Origin of the sequence: Tistrella mobilis (assembly GCF_041468085.1) — a bacterium.
GTDB lineage: Bacteria > Pseudomonadota > Alphaproteobacteria > Tistrellales > Tistrellaceae > Tistrella > Tistrella mobilis_A.
In genome coordinates this window covers 4,752,962-4,776,017 of record NZ_CP121017.1, presented here as the reverse complement: position 1 = coordinate 4,776,017, position 23,056 = coordinate 4,752,962, and the positions used below count along the sequence as shown (strand labels likewise).

The following is a 23,056-nucleotide window of genomic DNA, read 5'->3' as shown; positions in this document are numbered from 1 at the left end:
TGAAGGATCGACCAGGACAGATCATCACCCTCATCAATGGAGGTCCGATCCCCATGAGCCGCATCCTGTTTATCCTCACCAGCCATGACCGCCTGCTCGACGGCAAGCCCACCGGGCTCTGGCTGGAAGAACATGCCGTGCCCTATATGGCCTTCACCGAAGCCGGGCACGAGGTCACGGTCACCTCGGTGGCCGGCGGCGATGTGCCGGTCGATCCGGGCAGCACCCCCTCCCCCGAACAGGCGACGGCCTGGGCGCCGGCGATCGCGGCGCTGAAGAGCACGCCGGCCTATGACCGCATCGATACCAGCGGCTTCGATGCCGTCTATCTGCCCGGCGGCCATGGCACCATGTTCGACATGCCGTTCAATCGCCGCCTCCACGATCTGCTCTTCGCCTTTGCCGACAGCGGCCGGCTGGTCGCCGCCGTCTGTCATGCGCCGGCGGTGTTCGGCGACATGCGCCGCCCCGACGGCACGCCCTTCGTGAAGGGGCGCCGGCTTGCGGCCTTCACCGACAGCGAGGAAGCGGCGGTGGGCGGCACCCGGAACGTGCCCTTCCTGCTCGAAACCCGGCTGACGCAGCTGGGCGCGCTGCATGAAGGCGCTGCCGACTGGAATGTGAAGGCCGTGCAGGACGGCCGGCTGATCACCGGCCAGAACCCGCAAAGCTCGGGCGAGGTGGCGCGGCTGGTGCTGGCCGCGCTTTAAGACGCCGCCTTTCCGTCAGATACGACTTCCGTCAGATACGACTTCCGTCAGATACGGCTTCCGTCAGACATCGTCATAGACCGGCGCCCGCTTCTCCGTCAGCGCGGCATAGCCTTCCCGGGCCTCGGCCGAGGTGAAGCTGGCGCCGATTTCGGCCACCGCCGCCGCGCGGTCCAGCCGGCCGGCGGCGATATCGTCCAGCAGGCGCTTGAAATTGCGCACCGTTTGCGGGGCCAGCCCGGCGATGCGGGCGGCATGGGCATCCACCGCGGCGGCCAGCGCCCCCTCTTCCCCGCCGGCCAGCTGATCCAGAAAGCCGATGCGCAGCAGCTCGTCGGCCTCCATCGGCTCGGCCAGGGCCAGCAGGCGTTTGGCGGCGGTGATGCCCAGTCTGGCGACGAAACGCTCAAGCCCCGTCACGTGATACATCACCCCGATTCGCGCCGGCGGCGCCACCGCCCGGCTGGCGGGGGTGCCGATGCGGATGTCGCAGGCCAGCGCCAGATCCACCCCGCCGCCATGGACCCCGCCATTCAGGGCGCAGATCGTGGGTACCGCCACCCGGGCCACCCGTTCGCACAGCTTTTCCAGCGGGTTGTCGGTCCAGTCCACCCCGGCCAGATCGTCGAAGGCGACGCCGGAACAGAAGGTCCCGCCCTCGCCCGTCACCACCATCACCCGCACGCCGCGCGTGGCTTCTGCCTGATCGATCAGCCCGATCACTGCCGGGATCTCGCGCATCAGCAGCGCATTGCGCTTGGCCGGCCGGGTCAGGGTCAGGGTGGCGCGTGGCCCCGCAATCTCCAGGCGGGCGGTCTCGATCATCCGGCAGGTCCTTTCGGGCTGGAATGGCATGGGGCTGATCGACGCATGGTTGATCGAAGCCCGCCCCGGATCAAGCCTCCAGGATGACGCCGCCGTCCCCGCCGGTATCGTCCGCTCAATCCCGCTTCTTGGGCGGCCGGCCGCGGCGGCGGCGCAAGGGGGAACGGCGCCCCTCGCCCCCCACGACACCATCGCAGGCGTCGGCGATGTTCTGCACGGCCGCCGCCAGCGCCTGCCGCCGCCCCGGATCCTCGATCCGGGCATAGGCAACCAGCAGATCCTGAAGCTGTCGATCTTCTGTTGTAACCGGTGTGCCGGCCGACAATGTAGCAGGCGCCTCTGCCAGCTGGTCGCCGCTCAGCCAGGCTTCCAGGTCCGTGCCGGTCGGCAGACCATCGAAGAAATAGGCGACCGGCACCCCCAGGAAGGTAGCGGCGATGTACAGCCGGCCGGCGCTGATCCGGTTCAGGCCGCGCTCGTATTTCTGGACCTGCTGAAAGGTCAGGCCCAGGGCTTCGCCCAGCTGGTGCTGGCTGATCTCGCGCATCTGGCGCAGGGCCAGCAGGCGCGCGCCGACATGGGCATCGATCATCTGGGCGCTGGCCGACCGGATTTCCGGATCGATTTGCGCGGGCTCGACCGGCGGCCAGTCGGGCACGCCGCCTTCCGCGATCAACGGGCCCCCCGATCCACCGCCCGGGCTCTTTTCTGCCGGTACGCCCTTCTGGGGCTCCGTGCCCTTTTGCGTCGGCTTGGTGTGGCGCTTCGGGCCGTCATGCTGGTTGTCGTCGGTCATGGCCAAGGGGTCCGTTGGTCACTGTGGAGGATGGGAGGGCCGGGCGTTCGGACCACCACGATCATGGGGCTGCCCGGCGGTGCGCAGCCCTGCCGCCGGGCCGGGCGGGCGGCGATAGGCCAGCGCCTCGCTCAATTGGGTGCGGCCGATCCGCTCGCGGCCGGCCAGATCGGCGATGGTCAGCGCAACCCGCAGAACCCGGGTCACGCCCCGTGCCGACAGACGAAGCCGTTCCGATGCGCGCAGCATCAATTCCCGCGCCGGTCCGTCGAGTGCGGCCGCCTGATCAAGGGCCGTGCCTTCCAGCTCGGCATTGGTCATCGGCCGGCGCAGATGGGCCGGAGCCTCGTCCAGCCCGGCGAGCCCGCGATTGCGGGCATCGGCACGGGCGCGCGCCGCCAGCACCCGCGCCCGGATCGGGGCGCTTGCCTCTCCCGGCCCGTGGGCCAGAATCGCGGCCGGCGGTGTCGGCGCCAGTTCGATCGTCATGTCGAAGCGGTCGAGAAGCGGGCCGGAGAGGCGGTTCTGATAATCCGCCGCACAGCGCGGCGCGCGGTTGCAGGCCAGCATCGGGTCGGCGACATGGCCGCAACGGCAGGGATTCATCGCCGCCAGCAGCTGTACGCGCGCCGGATAGGACACATGCAAGGCCGCCCGCGACACCACGGCCTCACCGCTTTCCACCGGCTGGCGCAGGGCTTCCAGCGTCGGCCGGGCGAATTCCGGCAGCTCGTCCAGGAACAGCACGCCGCCATGGGCCAGGCTGATTTCGCCCGGGCGGGCGCGGTTGCCGCCGCCGACCAGGGCTGCGGCCGATGCCGAATGATGCGGGTCGCGGAACGGCCGGCTGATCCGCGGCCGCACCTGCCCGCGGCCGGCCACGCTTTCGATCAGGCACAGATCCAGTGATTCCGCCGGGGCCAGCGGCGGCAGCAGGCCGGGCAGGCGCCGGGCCAGCATGGATTTTCCGGCACCGGGCGGGCCGATCATCAGCAGATTGTGGCGGCCGGCCGCGGCGATCTCCAGCGCCCGCCGTGCCACCGGCTGGCCGCGGATGTCGGCCATGTCGGGCAGGGACGGTTCCCCCTCCAGCCGGGGTTCCGGCGGTGTCGGCAGCGTGCTGCGCCCGGTCAGATGGCCCAACAGGCCCAGCAGATCGGGGGCCGCGATCACCGCATGGCGATCGCCCGCCCAGGCCGCCTCTTCCGACGATGCGGCCGGGCAGATGATCCGCCGGCCGGTTTCCGCCGCAAGAACGGCTGCCGGCAGCACGCCGGCCACCGCGGCAAGCGTGCCGTCCAACGCCAGTTCGCCCAGGGCCAGATGGCCGTCCAACACCCCTGACGGCAGGGCGCCGATGCCGAGCATCAGGGCGAGCGCGATCGGCAGATCGTAATGCGAGCCTTCCTTGGCCAGACCCGCCGGCGCCAGATTGACCAGGATACGCTTCGCCGGCAGGGTCAGCCCCAGCCGGCCGAGCGCCGCACGCACCCGTTCCCGTGCTTCCGTCACCGCCTTGTCGCCCAGACCGACCACGGCAAAGGCCGGCAGCCCGGCCGAGATCGCCACCTGAACCTCGACGGGGACTGCCCGGATGCCGGTCAGCGCGATGGTATCGACGCGCGCGGTCAACGGCGTCGCCCCCGGTTTCCGGCCGGGAGGCCATCGGTGCATCTGTCGATCCGGGTCGGTGGATCTGTCCACAACGTCCGCACGCACGAACCCCTTCGCGACACGCCATCGGCGGGTGGCGTGTTGGCTTTCTTCAGACTCTGTTCTACCTGATCGTTAGTCGACCACCATGATTTCGTCAATAATCATGGGGATAAAACGAAGCTATCAGAGTCATTTACAGCTAATGCGTGTTCATACACAAGCATAAATACCTTGACGTGTAACTGGAGACACGCGACTACTATAACGAGTAAATTATTGATAATTTACTTCTATGAGAAGAATTTCGCTCGGCTGAGGCGGTTAAGTATGAAGAATGAACCCGTTCAAGTGGCTTCACGGTTTGGGTTGAAAATTGAAGGCTGCGCAGCCTCGTTAAACTTCAACCCATATTGAGCTCTCTTCGTATATCATGCGCGAAACGGCAGTCCCGAAAAAATATACGACACATCAAGCCCGGCGAATAATCTTCCATGTGATCATACGCGGCTCGCGGCATTTTGTCTTATCACCCGGTAGTTTTAGAAGGACTTATGCCGCAAAGGTTGCGTGGGATCGGCGCCGGGGAGGCGGCCCATGTTTTGTCTGCCGAAATTTTTAAATAGAGCGACACGTTTCAGCGTCGCAATACTCGGGAATCGCCTTGGGCAGTCAGGCTGCTGCAGACACTGCATGCTCAGGCGAGCAGCGTCTCCGTCGGCTGCGGCATCCTGGCCCGGTGCAGCGCGGTTTCCAGCGCCCGGGCCAGGTCGCGCCGTTCCTCGGGCGTCAAGAAATGAGCTGATAATTTGGGGCAATTGCCAGCCATTGCGGTAGGGGTCGGGTAACATCCCTGCGTGGTGACCGACGTCGGAGTCATCATCGGCCGGGCTCGTGAAACGTCACGCGGCATGGTTGAGGCTTTTTAGGCCGCAGAAGTGTCGTCGACAGGGCAGCCGCTCCGAGTTGGCGGCGTTGATCAGGCGTCGTCTATCGGTTTTCCGCTCGCCCATCTCTCAAGGCGACCGGTACCCTGTCGGGATGTGGCCAAGTCTGCCTCGTGGCCTGTCGGCGCTAGGCCTGTTGACAGCGAAGATGTTGCAAGCTCCCTGGCGCCAGAGTGATAATCAGCCCGCTCTGGCCAGATGTATTTCTCGGTGCTGATCCATTTCGAGACGGGACGGCGGCTTGGCTTTCACACCTTTTTTGTGCAAGGGTAAATAATTTTTCAGATTATGCAGCGGATATCTACGGCTTGGGCGCAGGCTGATTTTCAAATCCGCCCATTTTCTTAAGCGGTAGCTTTGTCAATCTGACGGCTGGAAAAACCGGGGATTCGAAATATTCGTAAATTCAGATCGACTATTTTTTTCGAATTTTTTTCTGGGATTTTATATTTTCCCTGCGACCATTAGAGTTCAAGGGATCATGGTTTGATTGGCTCTCTACCAGAATATTTTGTCCCAATCTGACAAGTATCTGTCTACCCAGAAAAAGAGCACTGCCACCCAAGACGACGCCTAAAATAAGAGCGACTGCCTCCCATGAATTTCCTAGATATATAAGATATATGCCAGCCACGAAGGCTAGAGAGGCAAGAAAACTGGCAATTAAGTCTCGTCTTACACGTTCTTTGGAAGCAGAGGATAGCGCCTTATTCTCCCAATTGTGCCGATGCCGCTGTTCTTCTGCAAGGGAATTAACGATTTGCGCTGCCGATCCTGGAACAACCTCGTCATATCCACGAAGCGTAGCCGGATCCGGTAAAGGACCCATATGGTAGTGGCTTTTCTCAATCTCTGAAATTTCAATGATTTCCAACAGAGAATCGCTCGCCACATCTGCAACAAGCTGGGCGAGCGCTTCTCTGTTGTTAGATTTAACCGTATTAGAATTCAGATCTTTAAGTTTCGAGATGGCGTTCTGGCGGATGACCTCGTTCAAGCGCTCAGCCATCTCGCTGTCTTCTGGATTCGGCGTGCGTTCGTTCATGAAATTATCTCATAAAAATTTCCAAATTAGAAATTCTGCGACCGTGACAATATGTGACGCAATACAGCATTTTTCATAACTTTGTCAGCGTCCTGTCGTATTTTTACGGCATCGCCGAATAGCCCGTCGCTACGATAAGAGCTAGATGGAGTAGGGCTAAAGTCAAGGGTCAACGCACTAAAGCTGTCTAACCAGGACGCTTCCCGATCTGGACGCATCTGACCATAAATGGCGTAGTCACGATTCTTGCGCATCGCATTCATCTCATACTTTCCCATTCATTGGCCGATGAGTGCATAAGGAAAGGCTTTGTCAGCTCTTATTTTTAGATCGGCGTGCTTTAGAAGACACGCAGTGGCTGTGAGCTTGAGCTGCTAAAGCTCTTCCCCCTTCAGCACGATGGAGTTTGTCTAGTGGACGTTATCGAAGTGCGCCCAGCTACGCCATCGGAAAATGGTTGCAAACGCCATGGTTTCCAGATCCATAGCGCCTGAAGCTTCGTTTTTGCGGCGGAAACGACACAGGCTGACCAGCAACAAATCCGTGTCGTAGCACCTTGCGCCTTGGGGTTTAAATACGGTTTCAGAGCATATCTCATATGGCGTTGAGGTGGAAATGAAAACGAATCCCAGGGAATAAATTGGCAAATTTTTTGTCAAAAATATTTGGACTCTAGAAATAATTAATTCTTGGTGTCTCAATTAAGACTCTTCATATCTGAAAATTTATTTAAAATATATATATGCACCGAGCGTGGGCGAACACTATCGATCAGTTCACCTCAGGCGAGCAGCGTCTCCGTCGGCTGCGGCATCCTGGCCCGGTGCAGCGCGGTTTCCAGCGCCCGGGCCAGGTCGCGCCGTTCCTCGGGCGTCAGGAAATGGCCGATGATCAGCCGCCGGCCATGGCTGGTGAGGGCGAGTTCGCGCGGGCCGAAGCCGTCTTCCTCGCCGGCATCGGGCTCCACCAGTTCCACCCGCAGCCAGTAGGGCTGAAAATCATGGGCGCGGGTGCGGCCGCGATGGTCGGTCTGTTCCACCCGCAGCCGTTCATGGGTGAGGTGCAGCCGCTCAAACGCGCGGCCGCTGATATAGCTGGCGCGGAAGCCCAGCCAGATCAGCAGGATTTCAAGCCCGCAGAAGCCGAAGACCGGCCAGGCGCCCAGGGTCATGAAATAGATGCCCATGGGCGCGAGCACGCCTGCGATGCCGAACATCACCCATCTGAACCCGCTGGGCGGCAGGGAGCGATGGGGGGTCAGCAGCGCATCGAAAATGAGCGGACCGTCGGAAGATGGCCGGCTCTCGTCTCTGGTCTCTGGCTGGCTCATGGGTTCAGTATATGGAGCGGCCGGGCGGCCCGCCAAGCCGTTATTCTTCAGGGACCTGGGACAGGTTGATCCGTGGATGCGGCCGCCGCTTCCCAAGGCCTGCCCAAGCGGCTATCGTCAGCGTCCATGAAGCGCGCCGATGTCGAAGAATTCTTCCGCCGGCTCTCCGCCGCCGATCCGGCGCCCGAGACCGAGCTTGCCTATGGCAACGTCTACCAGCTGCTGGTGGCGGTGGTGCTGTCTGCCCAGGCGACCGATATCGGCGTCAACAAGGCGACCCGGCTGCTGTTCCAGCAGGTTTTCACCCCGGGCCAGATGCTGGAGCTGGGCGAAGAGGGCCTGCGCGCCCATATCAAGACCATCGGCCTGTTCAATGCCAAGGCGAAGAACGTCATCGCGCTCAGCCGCATTCTGGTGGAGCAGCATGGGGGTGAGGTGCCGCGCGACCGTGTCGCCCTTGAGGCCCTGCCCGGGGTCGGCCGCAAGACCGCGAATGTGGTGTTGAACGTGGCCTTCGGCGAGCCGACGATTGCGGTCGACACCCATATCTTCCGGGTCGGCAACCGCACCGGCCTTGCCCCCGGCAAAACCCCGCTCGATGTCGAGCGCGGGCTGGAGCGCCGCGTGCCGAAACACTATCGCCTGCACGCCCATCACTGGCTGATCCTGCACGGCCGCTATGTCTGCAAGGCCCGCAGGCCCGACTGCCCCGCCTGCATCGTGGCCGATCTCTGCCGTTACAGGGACAAGACGCCGGGAGGGGCCGTCTCCGCATAGCGGCACGGCCCGCCGGGCAATGCCTGCCGCCCGGCAGTTCCTGCCGGGCCGATCAGGGCGCCACGAACGGCAGGATGTCAGCCATCAATGGCTTGCGGCAGGTTTTTGCCCGGATCGGAGCGATGTGGGCCGGTTCGCGACTGGCACGATGCTTGAATTCGACATCCGGGACGGCGCCGGTCCGCGCGCCACGACCGCCCGCCCGACAGGCCAGCCGGCCAGGGCGCCCCCGGGGTTTCTGCCATGCTCGTCGACGCTTCCCGCGGTTACCGCTACGACACGCCCGCCTGGGCCGGCGGGGAACCTGCGCGCACGTCTTCGACCGACACCGCAGAGGCCGACCGGACGACCCGGACCGCGAACGCGGAACCCGCCGGCTTCTGGGGCGAAGACGGCTTCAGCTTCGGCGACCTGCTCGATATCGTGAACCCGCTGCAGCAGCTGCCGGTGGTAGGCACGGTCTATCGCGCGCTCACAGGCGATACCGTCTCGCCCGGTGCCCGGATGATCGGCGGCATCGCTTTCGGCGGGCCGGTGGGCATGATCGGCGCGATGATGGAAAACGCCACCATGGACGCCGCGGGCAAGACCGCCGGTGATCGGGCGCTGGCAGCGCTGATCGGCGAAGACGAGGATACCGGCGGCACGGCACTGGCCGCAGCCGATGCCGCCTCCGGCCGGGTGGAGAGCGCCGCCGACGACGGCGCACGGGTCGCCGGCTCCCAGATCGCCTCGCTCGCCGCGCCGGCGGGCAAGCCGGTGGGCGCGAAGGACATTCCCGTCACGGATGGCGATCAGGGGATGAGCGAGGCCCAGTTCGCCGCCCTGCTGGGGGCCTTCGGCGCGCCGGCACCGGCGGCGGCGAATGGCAACCAGCCAGCCGACGGGGCAGCCGGCGGTGGGCCCCAGACCTCCGGGGCGCAGGCATCCTCCGGGGCGCAGGCATCGATCGCCGCCACCGCCGACCGGGCGCCGCGGGCAGCGCAGACCCGCACCACCACCACCCCGGCCGAGGAGCGCCTGGCAGCGAACGACCTCTCCACCGCCCGCGGCCGCAACGGCCGGCCCAGCGAGCGCGAGATCGAGGCCATGCTGCGCCAGAGCGTACCGGCAGGCGGCGCCGGCAGCACGCCGCTCGCCGATCTGCCGGGCGGCAGTGCCGGCGGCAATACCGAGATGGGACGGATCATCCCGGCAGCCGCCTTCATGGGCGTCGACGGCCCCACCGCCCGTAAGCCGGCCCCGCCGGTATCGGCCCCGGGTGCCTCAGCCTATGCCGCGCGCACGACCCCGCCACGCGGTCGTGAACAGCAGGACGACAGGACGGCAACCGATGCCGCACGGGCAGCCCAGCTGCGCGAGATGAATGCCGCCGGCACGGATGCCGCCGAGACCGGCCCGATCCCGCTCGATGATTTCGCCGCGCGGATGAACCAGGCGCTGGACCGCTATCAGGCCCAGATGCGCGCCGGCCAGGGCAAGGGCGCGACGGTCTCAAGGAACTTGTAATCGGCCCTCACCAGGCGATCGGCGGCGTGACAAATCCGCGTCAGGGGCCCGGTGGCCTTCACGGGCCCGGCGGAGCCGTGGCAGACTGGGTCCATGTTGGTTCGATACGATCCCCTTCTCGCCCGGTTCCGCTTCTGGTGGCGGGACGAGCGCCTGCCGGTGGCCATCGGCCGTAACGGCATCACCGTCGCTAAGCGCGAAGGCGATGGCGCGACACCGATCGGCACGCTGCCGATCCGGCGCGTACTGTATCGCGCCGACCGGATCGAGGCCCCACGCACCCGCCTGCCCGTCCAGGCGATCCGTCCTGAGGACGGCTGGTGCGACGATCCTGAAAACCCCTGGTACAACAAGCCCGTCGACCTGCCCTTCCCCGCCCGCCATGAACGGCTGTGGCGCGACGACCATGTCTACGACCTGATCGCGGTGCTGGGCTGGAACGATGCCCCGGTGGTGCCGGGGCGTGGCAGCGCCATCTTTATGCATGTCGCCCGGCCGGATTTCTCCGGCACTGAGGGCTGCGTGGCGCTGGCGATGGAAGATCTGGTGCGGGTGCTGGCGGATGCAGGCCCGGGCGACACCCTGACCATCAGCGCGAGATTCTAGAGGATCACCCCGCGGCAGGGGCAGAATAGTCGCGGTGGCCGAAGATGGCGGTGCCGACGCGGACATGGGTGGCGCCCAGGCGGATGGCCATGGGGTAGTCGCCGCTCATCCCCATGCTGAGCAGCTTAAGACCATGGGCCGCCGCCATGTCGGCCAGCAGGGCGAAATGCGGTGCCGGCTGGTCGTCGACCGGCGGGATGCACATCAGCCCGTCGACGATCAGGCCCAGATCCTCGCGGCATTCCCGCAGGAACCCGTCCAGATCGGCGGGCAGCACACCCGCCTTCTGCGGCTCTTCACCCGTGTTCACCTGCACCAGCAGCCGGGGCAGCCGGCCGGCCCTGGCCCCTTCTTCGGCCAGCATCCGGGCAAGCTTCGGGCGGTCGACGCTCTGGATCACATCGAACAGCGCCAGCGCCTCGCGCAGCTTGTTGGTCTGCAGCGGGCCGATCAGATGCAGCTCCAGATCGGGGAAACGCTCGCGCAGGGCCGGCCATTTGCCGGCCGCTTCCTGCACCCGGTTTTCCCCGAAAACCCGCTGGCCGGCCTCGATCGCCGGCAGGATGGCCGGCGCGTCATGGGTTTTGGAGACCGCCACCAGGGTCACCGCCGCAGGATCGCGGCCGGCATCGCGGGCGGCGCGATCGATCTCCGCCCGGACCTGGGCGAGGTTTGCCTTGACGTCGGTCATGGGGCTCGGGCTCCCTCGGAACGGATCACCGGCGGGGCGGTACCCCGCCTCCACCCTTCGGATCGGGCAGATGCGATATGGGGCGCCATCATAGCCGAGGCGGCGGGCTTCTCAACTCTCAGCGGCCGGGCCCGCGCGGGATCGCGGTGCTGATCACCGACCGGAACCGGCAGGGACCACCCCGCCCGGCCCTGCTGACCGGCCTTAAGCGCGGCGATCTGGTGATCTTCCGCGACTACGGCGCCCCCGACCGGCCGGCCCTCGGCCGGCTGTGGCGACGGCTGACCCGGGCGCGGGGCATCGGGCTGCTGATCGCGGGCGATCGTCGCCTGGCCCTTGCACTTGGTGCCGACGGGCAGCACCTGCCCGGCCACCGGCTGCGCCGACCCGAGATCCGCCGCCTGCCGCGCCCCTTGCCGGCCAGCGCCGCCGTCCATGACCGCCGGGATCTTGTCCGGGCCCGGCGGCGGGGCGCAGAGCTGCTGCTGATCTCTCCCGTGCTGCCGACCCGCAGCCATCCGGGGGCCAGGGTGCTGGGGCCGCTCCGCTTCCGGGCGCTCGCCCGGCAGGCCGACCGGCCGGTGGTCGCGCTGGGCGGCATGGACCGCAGCCGGTTGCGGCAGCTTTCCCCCTGCCGCAACCTGGCGGGTTTTGCCGCCATCGACGCTTTCAAGCCGGCCTGACTGGTTGGGCCTGACTACCTGGCCTGACTACTCGGGCGGAGCAACCGCCGCGTCGACCAGCTTTTCCAGCCAGAGGCTGGATTCATAGGCACCTTCCAGCAGCGGCAGCCCGCCGGCAATGCCGTTCTGCACCCGCCCGGTCATCCGGGTTGCGACATAGCGGCTGGCGAAGAGCGGCTTGTAGCCGCCGGTGAACAGCAGGGCGGCAACGGCCGGCTGCTCGTTATAGCCGCGCCAGGCCCAGCTCTGCGGATAGCCGTCGGGCAGGAAGATGTCGTGGAAATGGACCAGCACGCCCTTGGGCAGCATCGGCAGGATGCGGTTCAACACCACGTCGACATCGCTGCCCGGCATCAGGATATGGCTGCTGTCGACGACCAGCATGTCGCCGGCCTCCAGCACCGCGAACTCCCTCAGCGGCACGCTCTGCATCGGCTTGCGGATCAGCCGGATGCCCAGTTCGTCGATCGCGGCCCGGGGTTCGGGGTCGATCGCGGTCATCTCGGCGCCATGGCCGTCATCCTTCAACGCCTGGGCGATGAAGCGGGTGGAATGGCCCGACCCGATCTCGATGATCCGCCGCGGCCGGGCCGCTCGCACCATGGTATAGGCGGCCAGCGCATCCAGCCGCGGGAACCAGTCCTGCGACCAGCGCGGTGCCGGCGGCCGGGCCCCCGCCAGCCGGGCCAGGTCGTCGCGATAATCGGTCGCGGCATCCAGCACCGCACCGAAAACCGGCTCCATGGCGTGAAACAGCGCCTCGGCGGCCGGATGCGGCCCCTTGGGCTTCACCGCCTCCACCTGTTCGGCATAGCGGTACGGGATGAAATAGCCGCGCTTGCCGAAGCCGAGTGCGGTGGACAATGCGAAACGCCTGGCGCGCTGCTCGCTCATCGGGGCCCCTCGCCGGCGACCGCCGGCTGCGGCAGGGCCGCACCGGGAACCGCATCGGCATAATCTGCGGGAATGTAGCCGAACCGCGCCATCTGTTCGTGATGATCGGCGATGATCCGGCGGATCTGATCGGATGTCAGCCGCTCCCGCCATTTGCCGGCACCGCCGGAGCGGAAGAAGGCCTTGGAATTGACCGAGCGTTCGCGGAAACCGTGGCGTTCCTCCATCTGCTTCAGGATCTTGAAGGAGGAAAAGCGGATCGCCCGTTCCAGCCGCTCCCGCGGGGGCTTCAGCCCCAGGAAGTCGGTCAGCTTGCGGAAGGTCTGAAGCGGCCGGTCGGTCATGTCTTCATAGCGCATGACATGCAGGCCGGGGCTCGCCACCTGGGTCCAGCTCTTCACATGCAGCGACCAGGTGCTGAGCACCTCGAAGACATTGCGGTCGTCATTGGCGGTGACGGCACCCTCGGTGGCCATCATGCCGATCGCCCCGTCGATATCGAGACCGAAATGGTCGGCCACCGACGAGACCACGTCCAACGGGTTGCGCACGATATAGATGGCACCGGCGGTGTGGTTCAGGCTGATCAGCGGATAACCGCCCCGCTCCGCCAGGATGTTGTGGGTCTTGGCGAAGACGTTGTCCGGAAAGGCCCGGGTCATGTCGCGATGGACCAGCGGGCGGATCTTCATGATCTCCTGCTCGGTCGCCTGCGACAGGGGCTTGTCCAGATAGCGCAGATACCATTCGGGCTTGCTCTCGCCCAGGCAGAAATCGGCGAAACGATCGGGATGAACCGGCGCCTTGGCGTCACGCAGCAGGTTGTGCAGGAACGCCCGCGTCCAGGTATTGCCCGATTTCGGATAGGAAGCGAGCCAGATGATCGCACCCATGACGGCGGGACTCCCTTGAAGGCTGCCGGCAGACCGTGCCGGCCGGGCATCGAGCCCCAATCCATAGCCGAAAACCGCGCCGGACAAAAGAAAGCCGCGTCACAAGCACAGGATACATACGGAAAAGGGCGGGTCCGAAGACCCGCCCTTCCCGTCTCATCCGGCCCGAAGGCCGCCCGAGCGACACCGATCAGAAGCTGAGAGCGGTACCGACCAGGAACGAGGTGCCGTCCTGACGAGCCGAAACGCGGTCGCTGTCGGCATCGAGGAACTGCACGCCCGCATTCAGGCTGATGCCCGGGCCCATCGCGTACGAACCACCGATCTCGTAGAACTTGATCTCGTCGTCGCCACCAACGTCGAACTCACGCTGATGGTTGGCATAGGCCGCGCCGACCTTGTAGGGGCCGAAGGCATAGACCAGGCCGACGTCCCAGCCGGTGATGTCGTTGTTGCCGTCGAGGCCGCGGTTGTCGTTCACATACGAACCGCCGAAGGTGAAGCCCGAGAAGCCGACATTCAGGCCCAGGCTCCAGACCTGCAGGTCGTCAAAGCCAGCGGTGTCGACTTCCTGGCTGCCCTTCAGGTAGCCACCCGACACGGCCAGATCGACCGGGCCCAGCTTGTTGACGTAGTTCAGACCGATTTCGACGATCTGCTCCTGCTGACCGGGCTGGTTGTCAGCCGTGTTGCCATAGGAGCCCGACCAACCGCCGCCGCTGCCGTTCTGGCCGGCCGCGACACCCGCCTTCACGGTCGGGGTGTACGACAGACCGAGCTGGAAGCCGGCCATGCGCGGGGTGAAGTAGGTCAGCTTGTTGGCGTCCGAGGTGTTGTTGATCAGGGTGCTCGGCGCCTGACCAACGCGGCCGGCGAGGTTGGTGCCGGTCGAGAAGTTGAAGAAGTTCGGCGACGACACGCCATGGCCGGCGATCGCGGTCGGCGCGGCATAGTGCATCAGATACGGGGCCGAGTTCTCGGCACCCAGCAGCACGCGGCCCCACGAGCCGTCGAAGTAGACATAGTGCTCGTCGATCTGGTCACCGGTGGTGTAGCCCTCGAGCTGCACCTGCACGCCGACCTTCAGGCCGTTGTCGAGGACGGTCTCGCCCAGGAAGAAGATTTCGCCTTCCTGAACCATCTCGTCGGAGCGGTACTCGACGCCGTTGACCTCGTCCTGGTCGGTGATCTTGAAGAACGACTGATAGTAGCCGCCCAGACCCAGCTTGATCTTCTCCGCCGCCGAAGCCTGGCCGGCGATGAGGCCGACGGCGACGAGTGCCGTGGTGCCGATGAGAATCTTCTTCATGCTCTCCCTCACTCTCGATCGAGGTCGCCCGGCGGTGTTGCCCGGACGATACACCGACGGGGCCCGTGCTCCCGAAGGCTGATGCTTGATGGACGTGATCTTCGTCACCCGCTCCCGGGGTTTTCGTGATCATCGTCACATGAGACGCACCAAATAAACGCGGGCTGGTGAGGGTCGTCAAGAAACCGGGATCGCCGATGTGTCGGTTGACGCGCACTGTGTCACCAATGCCACATAGCGCAGGCGCGAACGGTATACCGTTGCAGTGCGGCATTCCGTGCCGGATTCCGCGGGATCCTGCGGACCTTCCCGGGTGTGCAGTGCAACCATTCCGCCCCCTGTCCGACCAGACTCGCAGACAAGAAAAAAGGGGATGGGCCGAAGCCCATCCCCTCTTTCACGTCTGGCCGGTGACCCGGCCGATCGGCTGCTCCGTCGATCAGAACGACAGGGCGGTACCGACCATGAACGAGTTCGCCTCGTTGCGGAGACCCGCATCGTCCGAGTCGAAATCGATGTAGTAGTAGCCGGCCATCAGATTGACGCCCGGGCCGAGGGCATAGGTGCCGCCGACCTCGATCATCTTCAGCTCGTCCTGGCGACCGGTGCCGAGGGTGACGCCGCCATCGGCGTAGGCAACACCGACCTTGTACGGGCCGAAGCCATAGGTCAGGCCGACGTTCCACTGCTCGAGATCGTCTTCGAGCTGCAGGCCCTGGTTGCTGGTCATGTAGGCGCCACCGAAGGTGAAGCCGGCATAACCGAGGTTCGCACCCAGGCTCCAGGCTTCGAGATCGTCGAAGCCGGCAGCTTCCTGCTCAAGCGAGCCGCCGCTGTAGCCGGCCGAGGCCGCCACATTGATGCCACCAAAGGTGTTGACGTAGTTCAGGCCGACCTCGACGAGCTTCTCCTGCGCGCCGACGTTGTTGTCCGACAGGTTGCCATAGGCACCCGACGAACCACCACGACCGCCCTGGAGGCTCGGGGTGTACGACAGGCCGAGCTGGAAGCCGGCGAAGCGCGGGGTGAAGTAGGTCAGCTTGTTGGCGTCGCTGGTCGCGTTCAGGAAGGTCGCGTTCGAGGCGAGCGCGTTCTGAACGGTGGCGCCGCCAACCGAGTAGGACGGACGGCTGGCATGGAAGAAGTTCGGGCTGTCGACGCCATGACCCACCACGGCCGACGGGGCCGAATAGTGCATCAGGTACGGAGCCGAGTTCTCGGCGCCGAGGACGACGCGACCGAAGCCACCCTCGAAGTAGACATAGTGCTCGTCGACCTGATCCGAGGTGGTGTAGGCCTCGAGCTGGACGTTGACACCAACCTTGATGCCGTTGTCGAGCGTGGTCTCACCCAGGAAGTGGATCTCGCCTTCCTGCTTCATGCTGTCGGTGCGGGTGTTCTCGACGTCCTCGTCGATCAGGACGAAGGCGCTCTGGTAGTAGCCACCCAGGCCCAGCTTGATCTTCTCAGCGGCCGACGCCGGCGCGGCGAGCAGGCCGGCGGCGACGATGGCCGACGTGCCAAGCAGAATCTTCTTCATCGGTCAGTTCCCCTAGAACCGGTGGAGCCAGGCTTGAGGCCGGCCCTCTGGCGAACTGCCATCAGACCAGCAAAAAAAGCCCGGCGCGGCATCGAGCGCCAGGTGATACGACCCGTAAATAGGGTGCCGTCGAAGCCGTATCCGAAGCGCTGTGCGTCGCCATGTTCCATCCCGCGCATGCGGTGGTCAAGCGAGGTGCACCCCTGCCGTCGCGCTTCCCGCCACACTGTGGCTGTGAAGCAACAACTCCGGGCAGGGCCGGATCGGCCGTCAGACGGTTATGTGAGGGGGATGGACGCCGCGGAAACTGCGGCGTCCACGACTGCCCGATCAGAATTCGAGCGAGGTACCGACCATGAAGGCGTCCGAGGTGTTCCGGTTCGCCGCCAGATCCGAGTCGAAGTCGTAGTGGAAGTAGCCGGCCATCAGGCTGACGCCCGGGCCCATCTCGTAGGTGCCGCCGATCTCGAAGGTCGACAGCTCGTCCTCGACGCCGGCACCGCTGGTCTGGCTGCCATAGCCATAGCCGGTGCCGACGGTGAAGGGACCGAAGCCGTAGGTCAGGCCGACGTTCCACTGCTCCATGTCGTCTTCGAGCTGCAGGCCCATATTGTTCTTCTGGTAGCCACCGCCGAAGGTGAAGCCGGCATAGCCCAGCTGCGCGCCCACGGTGAAGGCTTCCTGATCGTCGAAGCCTGCGGCATCGACTTCCTGCTTGCCGGTGAGGTAGCCCAGCGCGAAGGCCACATCGACGCCGCCGATGCTGTTCACGTAGTTGGCGCCGATCTCGACGATCTGCTCCTGCTGGCCCGGGGTGTTATCCGGCAGGTTGCCATAGGAGTTCGACGAGCCGCCCGTGCCGGCCGCGAGGCTGGGCGTGTACGACAGGCCCAGCTGGAAGCCCGCGAAGCGCGGGGTGAAATAGGTCAGCTTGTTGGCGTCGCCGGTGGTGTTCAGGAAGGTGTAGTTCGAGGCCAGCACATTGGTGCCGGGCTGCGAGGCATGGAAGAAGTTCGGGCTGTCGACGCCGTGACCTGCGATCGCGGTCGGGGCCGAATAGTGCATCAGATAGGCGGCCGAGTCGGCGGCGCCCAGCTGCACGCGGCCGAAGCCGCCCTCGAAATAGACGAAGTGCTCGTCGATCTGGTCGCCGGTGGTGTAGCCCTCGAGCTGCACGTTCACGCCGACGGTGACACCGTTGTCGAGCGTGGTCTCACCCAGGAAGTGGATCTCGCCTTCCTGCTTGATGCTGTCGGTGCGGGTATCTGCCACATCCTCGTCGATCAGGACGAAGGCGCTCTGATAATAGCCGCCGAGGCCGAGCTTGATCTTCTCGGCCGCCGAAGCGGGAGCGGCGAAAGCGGCGGCAGCGGCGACGATGGCAGTGCTGCCGAGCAGGATCTTCTTCATCGGGTCGGGTCCCCTGGTGAGAACGTTCAGAAATCTTCAATCCGGCCGGGTGCCGGGACGTCCGGGATACGATCTGGTCAGCCGGCCCGCTTCGGGTTCCGGCCTGGTCATGATTGGCCTGATGCTGGCCGGAAGCTCTTTGACGGTCGACGGTCTTGGCCGCCATCCGGACGCCGGGCGTGCGGGGAATTCGCCCATGCGGCAAGTTCATGTTCTTCCGCAGCGCACGCGCCGTCAACGCGGCGCAATACGACGCGTCAGTGATTTCCGTCACAATGTAGCAGGATTGCAACAGGGATGACACGGCGGCGTCACGGCCCCCTGATCCGGTCCCCGGGGCTGCCCGGTGCCACGGACGGCGGGCTATCGGCTTCGGTTGAGGCAGGAAGCGGCTTGCCATATAGTTCAGCCGACCGAAGCATCCGACGGAGTGCAAATGCCTCTCTCGGACAGATTTCGGCGACGCCCTGTCGGGACCAGAGACAACGCCGGCGGGACCACGTCGGACAATAGCCAGAGAGGTTTGGAACGGCCATGGCAGTCACGGGCAAGGATCTTTTGCGGTTCGCGACGCTCGCAGGCGCGCTCGCGCTGCTCGCGGGCTGCAGCGGCGTGGAGACCGAAGCCAGCTATCCGCGCTCGATGCCAGGCGGAACCGGCGGCACCTACGAGACCCAGCGCCAGACCATCTTCGGCGACGGCGGGCTCAATATCTTCGACAATGAGAAGAGCCGCGACGGCACCGGCGGCGCCTCGCCGATCGGCGTGAACAGCTTCCTGTGGCGGGCCTCGCTCGACACCATCAGCTTCATGCCGCTGGCCTCCGCCGACCCCTTCGGCGGTGTGCTGATCACCGACTGGTACAGCGCGCCCGAAACGCCGGGTGAGCGGATGAAGCTCACCGTCTATATCCTCGACCGCCAGCTCCGGGCCGACGGCATCCGCGTGGCTGCCTTCAAGCAGCGCCGCGACGAAACCGGCACCTGGGTCGACCAGCCCGTCGAGCCCGCGGTCGCGACCCGTATCGAGGACGCCATCCTCACCCGCGCCCGTCAGCTGCGCGTGTCAAGCACGGCGAGCTGACGGCGTCACAAGTCCGGCGACGGGGCCAGCCCTGCCGCCATCCTCTCCAACCGGGTGACCGGCAGCGGCATGCCCCCTGACAGAAGGGGGGCGGTGCCGGTTGCGGTCACCCGCACTTCGTACCGGAAAAATGGCCCGCTACAACCCCAAGGCGATCGAGCCCAAGTGGCAGCAGGTGTGGGACGAGAACGGCACCTTCACGACCGATGAAGCGTCGTCGAAGCCGAAATACTACGTGCTCGAGATGTTCCCCTACCCCTCCGGCCGCATCCATATCGGCCATGTCCGCGTCTATACGCTGGGGGACGTGACCGCGCGCTACCGCCGCGCCAAGGGGTATAACGTCCTGCACCCGATGGGCTGGGACGCCTTCGGCATGCCGGCCGAGAATGCCGCCATCGAGCGCGGCATCCACCCGGGCAAATGGACCTACGACAACATCGCGGCCATGCGCGGCCAGCTGAAGTCGATGGGCCTGTCCTATGACTGGAACCGGGAGATCTTCACCTGCGCACCGGACTATTACGTCCACGAGCAGCGCATGTTCCTGAAGTTCCTGGAAGCCGGCCTCGCCTATCGCAAGGAAAGCTGGGTCAACTGGGATCCGGTCGACCAGACGGTGCTGGCCAATGAACAGGTGATCGAGGGCCGTGGCTGGCGTTCGGGCGCCCTGGTGGAACGGCGCAAGCTGTCGCAGTGGTTCCTGAAGATCACCGCCTTCGGCGACGATCTGCTCGACAGCCTGTCGACGCTGGACCGCTGGCCCGACCGGGTGAAGACCATGCAGGAGCGCTGGATCGGCCGTTCCGAAGGTGCCCGGCTGCGCTTCCGTCTTGAGGGTGCACCCGAGGGGCTGGACGGGCTGGAGGTCTTCACCACCCGCCCCGACACGCTGTTCGGCGCCGCCTTCTGCGGCATCGCCCCCAACCACCCGCTGGCCGAGGCGCTGGCGGCATCCGACCCCGCGCTTGCCGCCTTCATCGAAGAGTGCAACCGCACCGGCACCAGCGAAGAGGTGCTGGAGAAGGCCGAGAAGAAGGGCTACCGGCTGCCGGTCGATGCCGAACATCCCTTCGTGCCGGGGCTGAAACTGCCGGTCTATGTGGCGAATTTCGTGCTGATGGAATACGGCTCTGGCGCGATCTTCGGCTGCCCGGCCCATGACCAGCGCGACCTGGATTTCGCCCGCAAATACGACCTGCCGGTGAAGCCGGTGGTCCGGCCCGCAGGCATGGACGACGCTTCCTCGCTGGAGATCGGCACCGAGGCGGTGACCGGCGACGGCGTGATCGTGAATTCCGGCTTCCTGGACGGGCTGTCGGTCGCAGACGCCAAGCGCCGCGCGATCGAGGAACTTGAGAAGATCGGCATCGGCAAGGGTGAGACCACCTTCCGCCTGCGCGACTGGGGCGTGTCGCGCCAGCGCTATTGGGGCTGCCCGATCCCGGTGATCCACTGCCCGGATTGCGGCGTGGTGCCGGTGCCGGAAGACCAGCTGCCGGTCACCCTGCCCGAGGATGTGGTGTTCGACGGCCAGGGCAACCCGCTGGACCGCCATCCCAGCTGGGCGCATGTCGACTGCCCGAATTGCGGCAAGCCGGCCCGGCGTGAGACCGACACTTTCGATACCTTCTTCGAGAGCAGCTGGTATTTCGCCCGCTATACCGGCCTGACCACCGACCGGCCCTTCCCGCGCGACGCGGCCGACAAGTGGATGCCGGTCGACCAGTATATCGGCGGCATCGAACATGCCGTGCTGCACCTGCTCTATTCCCGCTTTTTCACCCGCGCCATGCGCGAGGTGGGGCTGCTGGACGTGAAGGAGCCCTTCGCCGGGCTGCTGACCCAGGGCATGGTGGTGCACGAGACCTACAAGGACGATCAGGGCCGCTGGGTCTTCCCCGAAGAGGTGACCAAAGACGCCGACGGCCAGCTGGTCCATGTGGAAACCGGCCGGCCGGTGACCCGCGGCCGCATCGAGAAGATGAGCAAGTCCAAGCGCAACGTCGTGGACCCGATGGCGATCATCGAGGCCTATGGCGCCGATACCGCACGGCTGTTCATGCTGTCCGACAGCCCGCCGGAACGCGATCTGGAATGGACCGATGCGGGTGCGGAAGGCGCGCACCGCTATCTGGCCCGGCTGTATCGTCTGGTGGATGAATGGGCGGCCGCCCTGCCCGCCCCCGGCACCGATATCGGCGCCGATCTGGCGGCGGCCGAGGGTACGGCGCTGGAGATCCGCCGCAAGCTGCACCGGACGATCCGCGACCTGTCGGAGGATCTGGAGCGCTTCCACTTCAACAAGGGTGTGGCGCGGCTGCGCGAACTGTCGAACGCGCTGTTCGACTTCACCCCGGCCTCGCCCGCCGATACCGCCGTCGCCCGCGAGGCGGTGGATGCCGTCATCCGGCTGATCGGGCCGATGACCCCGCATCTGGGTGAGGAACTCTGGCGGATGGCCGGCCATGACGGCCTGCTGGCCGAACAGCCCTGGCCCGATTTCGACCCGGCCCTGGTGACGGTCGACACCGTCACCCTGCCCGTGCAGGTCAACGGCAAGGTGCGCAGCAAGCTGGATGTCGCGCCGGATCTGGATCAGGATGCGGCTGTGGAACGTGCCCTCGCCGACCACAAGGTCAAGACCGCTCTCGACGGCCGCACCCCGCGGAAGGTGATCTATGTCCCGAACCGCATCCTCAACCTCATCGGTTGACCGCAACGCTCCGACCCGACCCGCCAGCCGCCGCCCAAGGCGGCTGGTGCTGGCGGCCGCGATGGCCACGGCGGCGCTGACGCTGTCGGCCTGCGGCTTCCGGCCGCTCTACAGCGAGACGGCGGCCAGCCGCCCCGCGGTCACCGAACAGCTGGCCGCTGTCGCGGTCGGACCGGTGCCCGACCGGGCTGGCCAGATCTACCGGAACAGTCTGGAGCGTCTGCTTGCCGGGGAGGGCCGCGGCAATCCCGGGCGCTACCGGCTGGACAGCGCGATCCGGATCACGGAAACCGGCCTCGCAATCAACGAAGACGCGACGGCCAGCCGCTATAATGTGCGGGTCGCCGTGACCTACCGCCTGATCGCGCCGAATGCCGGCGACAACAAGACCGACAGGCTGCTGGCCGACGGGACGGTCACCCAGATCAACGGCTATGACCAGATCTCCGCCCCCTATGCAACGCTGGTGTCCCGGCAGGATGCGATCGAGCGTGCCCTGCAGGAAGCGGCACGGGAGGTTCATACCCGGCTCGCGATCTATTTCGACCAGCATGGCGAGGTCTGAGGCGGCGGCAGACGGATGGTGAAGGTCGCCCCCCGGGATGCGGATACCAAAAGCGGCCGGCCCGATGCCGCCTGGCGGGCCGTTCTGGTCTACGGTCCCGATCGGGGGCTGGTGAAGGAACGGGCGGACCGTTTGGTGCGCGCGGTCGTACCGGACCCTACCGACCCCTTCCGGATTGCCACCCTCGACGGCAAGACCCTGTCGGAGGACCCTGCCCGGCTTGCCGATGAAGCGGCCGCCATTGCTTTTGGTGGCGGACGGCGGGTGGTCAGGCTCAGGGATATCGGCGATGGCCAGACGGCGGCATTGGCCGCTTTCCTTGGCGACCCGGTCGGCGACGCGCTGATCGTGGTCGATGGCGGCGAGCTGGGCCCCGGATCGAAGCTTCGCAAACTCTTCGAAACCGCCGCCAACGCGGCCGCCATCGCCTGCTATGCCGATGAAGGCCGGGATCTGGCCGAAGTGATCCGCAATCACCTGTCGGAGTCAGGGCTCCAGGCCGATGCCGATGCGCTGATGGCGCTGGCCGGTTCTCTGGGGGCCGACCGGGCGATGACCCGGATGGAGCTGGACAAGCTGGCCCTCTACGCCCATGGCCGCGGCCGGGTCACGCTCGATGACGTCGAAGCCGTGATCGGCGATGCGCGGACCGTGGCACTGGATGATGTGGCGCTGGCCGCAGCCGGCGGCGATGCCGCGGCTCTGGACCGGGCTCTGGACCGGGCCTTCGCCGAGGGCACATCGGCCATCGCCCTGCTGCGCGCGGTCTCCCGCCATTTCGGCAGGCTGCTTCAGGCACGGGCCGAGATCGACGAGGGAGCGGATCCCGAGACGGCGATGAAATCGCTGAAACCGCCGGTCTTCTTCAAGCAGACCAGCGGCTTCAAGGCGGCATTGGCGGTATGGCCGACTGCGGCTCTGGCCCGGGCGCTGGGCCGGCTGGCCGATGCCGAGGCCCGGGCCAAACAGGGGCTGCCTCAGGAAACCCTGGTCGGCCAGGCATTGCTCGGTCTTGCTGCCGAAGCCGGGCAGCGGAAACGTCGCCGTTGAGGCCTGAAAACCAGCCTCCACGAC

Annotated in this window: 20 protein-coding genes; 9 read left to right on the top strand and 11 right to left on the bottom strand. The window is 65.8% G+C overall.

Going from position 1 to position 23,056, the window contains the following annotated elements; all coding sequences use genetic code 11:
* The first annotated feature begins 53 nt into the window (after positions 1–53).
* On the top strand, positions 54–710 hold the full coding sequence (locus tag P7L68_RS27180; protein WP_372003020.1) for a type 1 glutamine amidotransferase domain-containing protein: 657 nt from the start codon (positions 54–56) through the stop codon (positions 708–710).
* Between the two features lie 63 nt (positions 711–773).
* Here P7L68_RS27180 and P7L68_RS27175 read toward each other — a convergent pair whose 3' ends face one another.
* From P7L68_RS27175 to P7L68_RS27155, 5 genes are all read right to left on the bottom strand, one after another.
* A complete protein-coding gene (locus P7L68_RS27175; RefSeq protein ID WP_372003018.1) occupies positions 774–1,535 on the bottom strand; it encodes an enoyl-CoA hydratase/isomerase family protein in 762 nt (253 codons plus the stop codon).
* A gap of 115 nt (positions 1,536–1,650) precedes the next feature.
* Complete coding sequence (locus P7L68_RS27170) at positions 1,651–2,331, bottom strand: helix-turn-helix domain-containing protein (protein ID WP_372003016.1); 681 nt, start codon at positions 2,329–2,331, stop codon at positions 1,651–1,653.
* 18 nt (positions 2,332–2,349) lie between these two features.
* Complete coding sequence (locus tag P7L68_RS27165; RefSeq protein WP_372003014.1) at positions 2,350–3,963, bottom strand: YifB family Mg chelatase-like AAA ATPase; 1,614 nt, start codon at positions 3,961–3,963, stop codon at positions 2,350–2,352.
* A 1,383-nt stretch (positions 3,964–5,346) separates the two neighbouring features.
* Complete coding sequence (locus P7L68_RS27160) at positions 5,347–5,976, bottom strand: DUF2335 domain-containing protein (protein ID WP_372003012.1); 630 nt, start codon at positions 5,974–5,976, stop codon at positions 5,347–5,349.
* A 781-nt stretch (positions 5,977–6,757) separates the two neighbouring features.
* Entirely contained in the window at positions 6,758–7,306 is a 549-nt protein-coding gene (locus P7L68_RS27155; protein ID WP_372003010.1) for a DUF2244 domain-containing protein, read from the bottom strand.
* Positions 7,307–7,432: 126 nt separating this feature from the next.
* Between P7L68_RS27155 and nth the strand changes: the two genes are divergently transcribed.
* From nth to P7L68_RS27140, 3 genes are all read left to right on the top strand, one after another.
* The gene (nth, locus tag P7L68_RS27150) at positions 7,433–8,083 is read left to right on the top strand and encodes an endonuclease III (protein ID WP_372003008.1); all 651 of its coding nucleotides are present in this window, start codon (positions 7,433–7,435) and stop codon (positions 8,081–8,083) included.
* Positions 8,084–8,326: 243 nt separating this feature from the next.
* Positions 8,327–9,592: a hypothetical protein gene (locus tag P7L68_RS27145; RefSeq protein ID WP_372003007.1), complete on the top strand. Its 1,266-nt coding sequence runs from the start codon at positions 8,327–8,329 to the stop codon at positions 9,590–9,592.
* A gap of 93 nt (positions 9,593–9,685) precedes the next feature.
* Positions 9,686–10,198 carry a L,D-transpeptidase gene (locus tag P7L68_RS27140; RefSeq protein WP_372003005.1) on the top strand — a complete coding sequence of 171 codons (513 nt, stop codon included), beginning with the start codon at positions 9,686–9,688 and terminating at the stop codon, positions 10,196–10,198.
* Between the two features lie 4 nt (positions 10,199–10,202).
* On the opposite strand, the gene P7L68_RS27135 is transcribed toward P7L68_RS27140, so the two are convergent.
* Positions 10,203–10,889, bottom strand: coding sequence for a YggS family pyridoxal phosphate-dependent enzyme (locus tag P7L68_RS27135; RefSeq protein WP_372003003.1), 687 nt, complete (start codon positions 10,887–10,889; stop codon positions 10,203–10,205).
* A 146-nt stretch (positions 10,890–11,035) separates the two neighbouring features.
* On the opposite strand from P7L68_RS27135, the gene P7L68_RS27130 reads away from it, so the two are divergent.
* A complete protein-coding gene (locus tag P7L68_RS27130) occupies positions 11,036–11,572 on the top strand; it encodes a thiamine phosphate synthase (protein ID WP_372003001.1) in 537 nt (178 codons plus the stop codon).
* A gap of 27 nt (positions 11,573–11,599) precedes the next feature.
* Here the strand turns inward: P7L68_RS27130 and P7L68_RS27125 are convergent, their stop codons facing one another.
* The 5 genes from P7L68_RS27125 to P7L68_RS27105 form a co-directional block, all read right to left on the bottom strand.
* On the bottom strand, positions 11,600–12,466 hold the full coding sequence (locus P7L68_RS27125) for a class I SAM-dependent methyltransferase (RefSeq protein WP_372003000.1): 867 nt from the start codon (positions 12,464–12,466) through the stop codon (positions 11,600–11,602).
* Positions 12,463–13,359, bottom strand: coding sequence for a sulfotransferase domain-containing protein (locus tag P7L68_RS27120; RefSeq protein ID WP_372002998.1), 897 nt, complete (start codon positions 13,357–13,359; stop codon positions 12,463–12,465). Before P7L68_RS27120 ends, P7L68_RS27125 begins: the two co-directional genes overlap by 4 nt.
* Before the next feature lie 190 nt (positions 13,360–13,549).
* Positions 13,550–14,668, bottom strand: coding sequence for a porin (locus P7L68_RS27115; RefSeq protein ID WP_372002996.1), 1,119 nt, complete (start codon positions 14,666–14,668; stop codon positions 13,550–13,552).
* 439 nt (positions 14,669–15,107) lie between these two features.
* The gene (locus P7L68_RS27110; RefSeq protein WP_372002995.1) at positions 15,108–16,208 is read right to left on the bottom strand and encodes a porin; all 1,101 of its coding nucleotides are present in this window, start codon (positions 16,206–16,208) and stop codon (positions 15,108–15,110) included.
* A 330-nt stretch (positions 16,209–16,538) separates the two neighbouring features.
* On the bottom strand, positions 16,539–17,618 hold the full coding sequence (locus tag P7L68_RS27105; protein ID WP_372002993.1) for a porin: 1,080 nt from the start codon (positions 17,616–17,618) through the stop codon (positions 16,539–16,541).
* Positions 17,619–18,152: 534 nt separating this feature from the next.
* Here P7L68_RS27105 and P7L68_RS27100 point away from each other — a divergent pair.
* From P7L68_RS27100 to holA, 4 genes are all read left to right on the top strand, one after another.
* Positions 18,153–18,701: a DUF3576 domain-containing protein gene (locus tag P7L68_RS27100; protein WP_372002991.1), complete on the top strand. Its 549-nt coding sequence runs from the start codon at positions 18,153–18,155 to the stop codon at positions 18,699–18,701.
* A 130-nt stretch (positions 18,702–18,831) separates the two neighbouring features.
* On the top strand, positions 18,832–21,417 hold the full coding sequence (gene leuS / locus P7L68_RS27095) for a leucine--tRNA ligase (protein WP_372002988.1): 2,586 nt from the start codon (positions 18,832–18,834) through the stop codon (positions 21,415–21,417).
* Positions 21,383–21,982 carry an LPS assembly lipoprotein LptE gene (gene lptE / locus P7L68_RS27090; protein WP_372002986.1) on the top strand — a complete coding sequence of 200 codons (600 nt, stop codon included), beginning with the start codon at positions 21,383–21,385 and terminating at the stop codon, positions 21,980–21,982. Before leuS ends, lptE begins: the two co-directional genes overlap by 35 nt.
* 15 nt (positions 21,983–21,997) lie before the next feature.
* Positions 21,998–23,032 (top strand): DNA polymerase III subunit delta, encoded by a 1,035-nt coding sequence (holA, locus tag P7L68_RS27085; RefSeq protein WP_372002984.1) that lies wholly within the window; start codon positions 21,998–22,000, stop codon positions 23,030–23,032.
* The last annotated feature ends 24 nt before the right edge of the window (positions 23,033–23,056 follow it).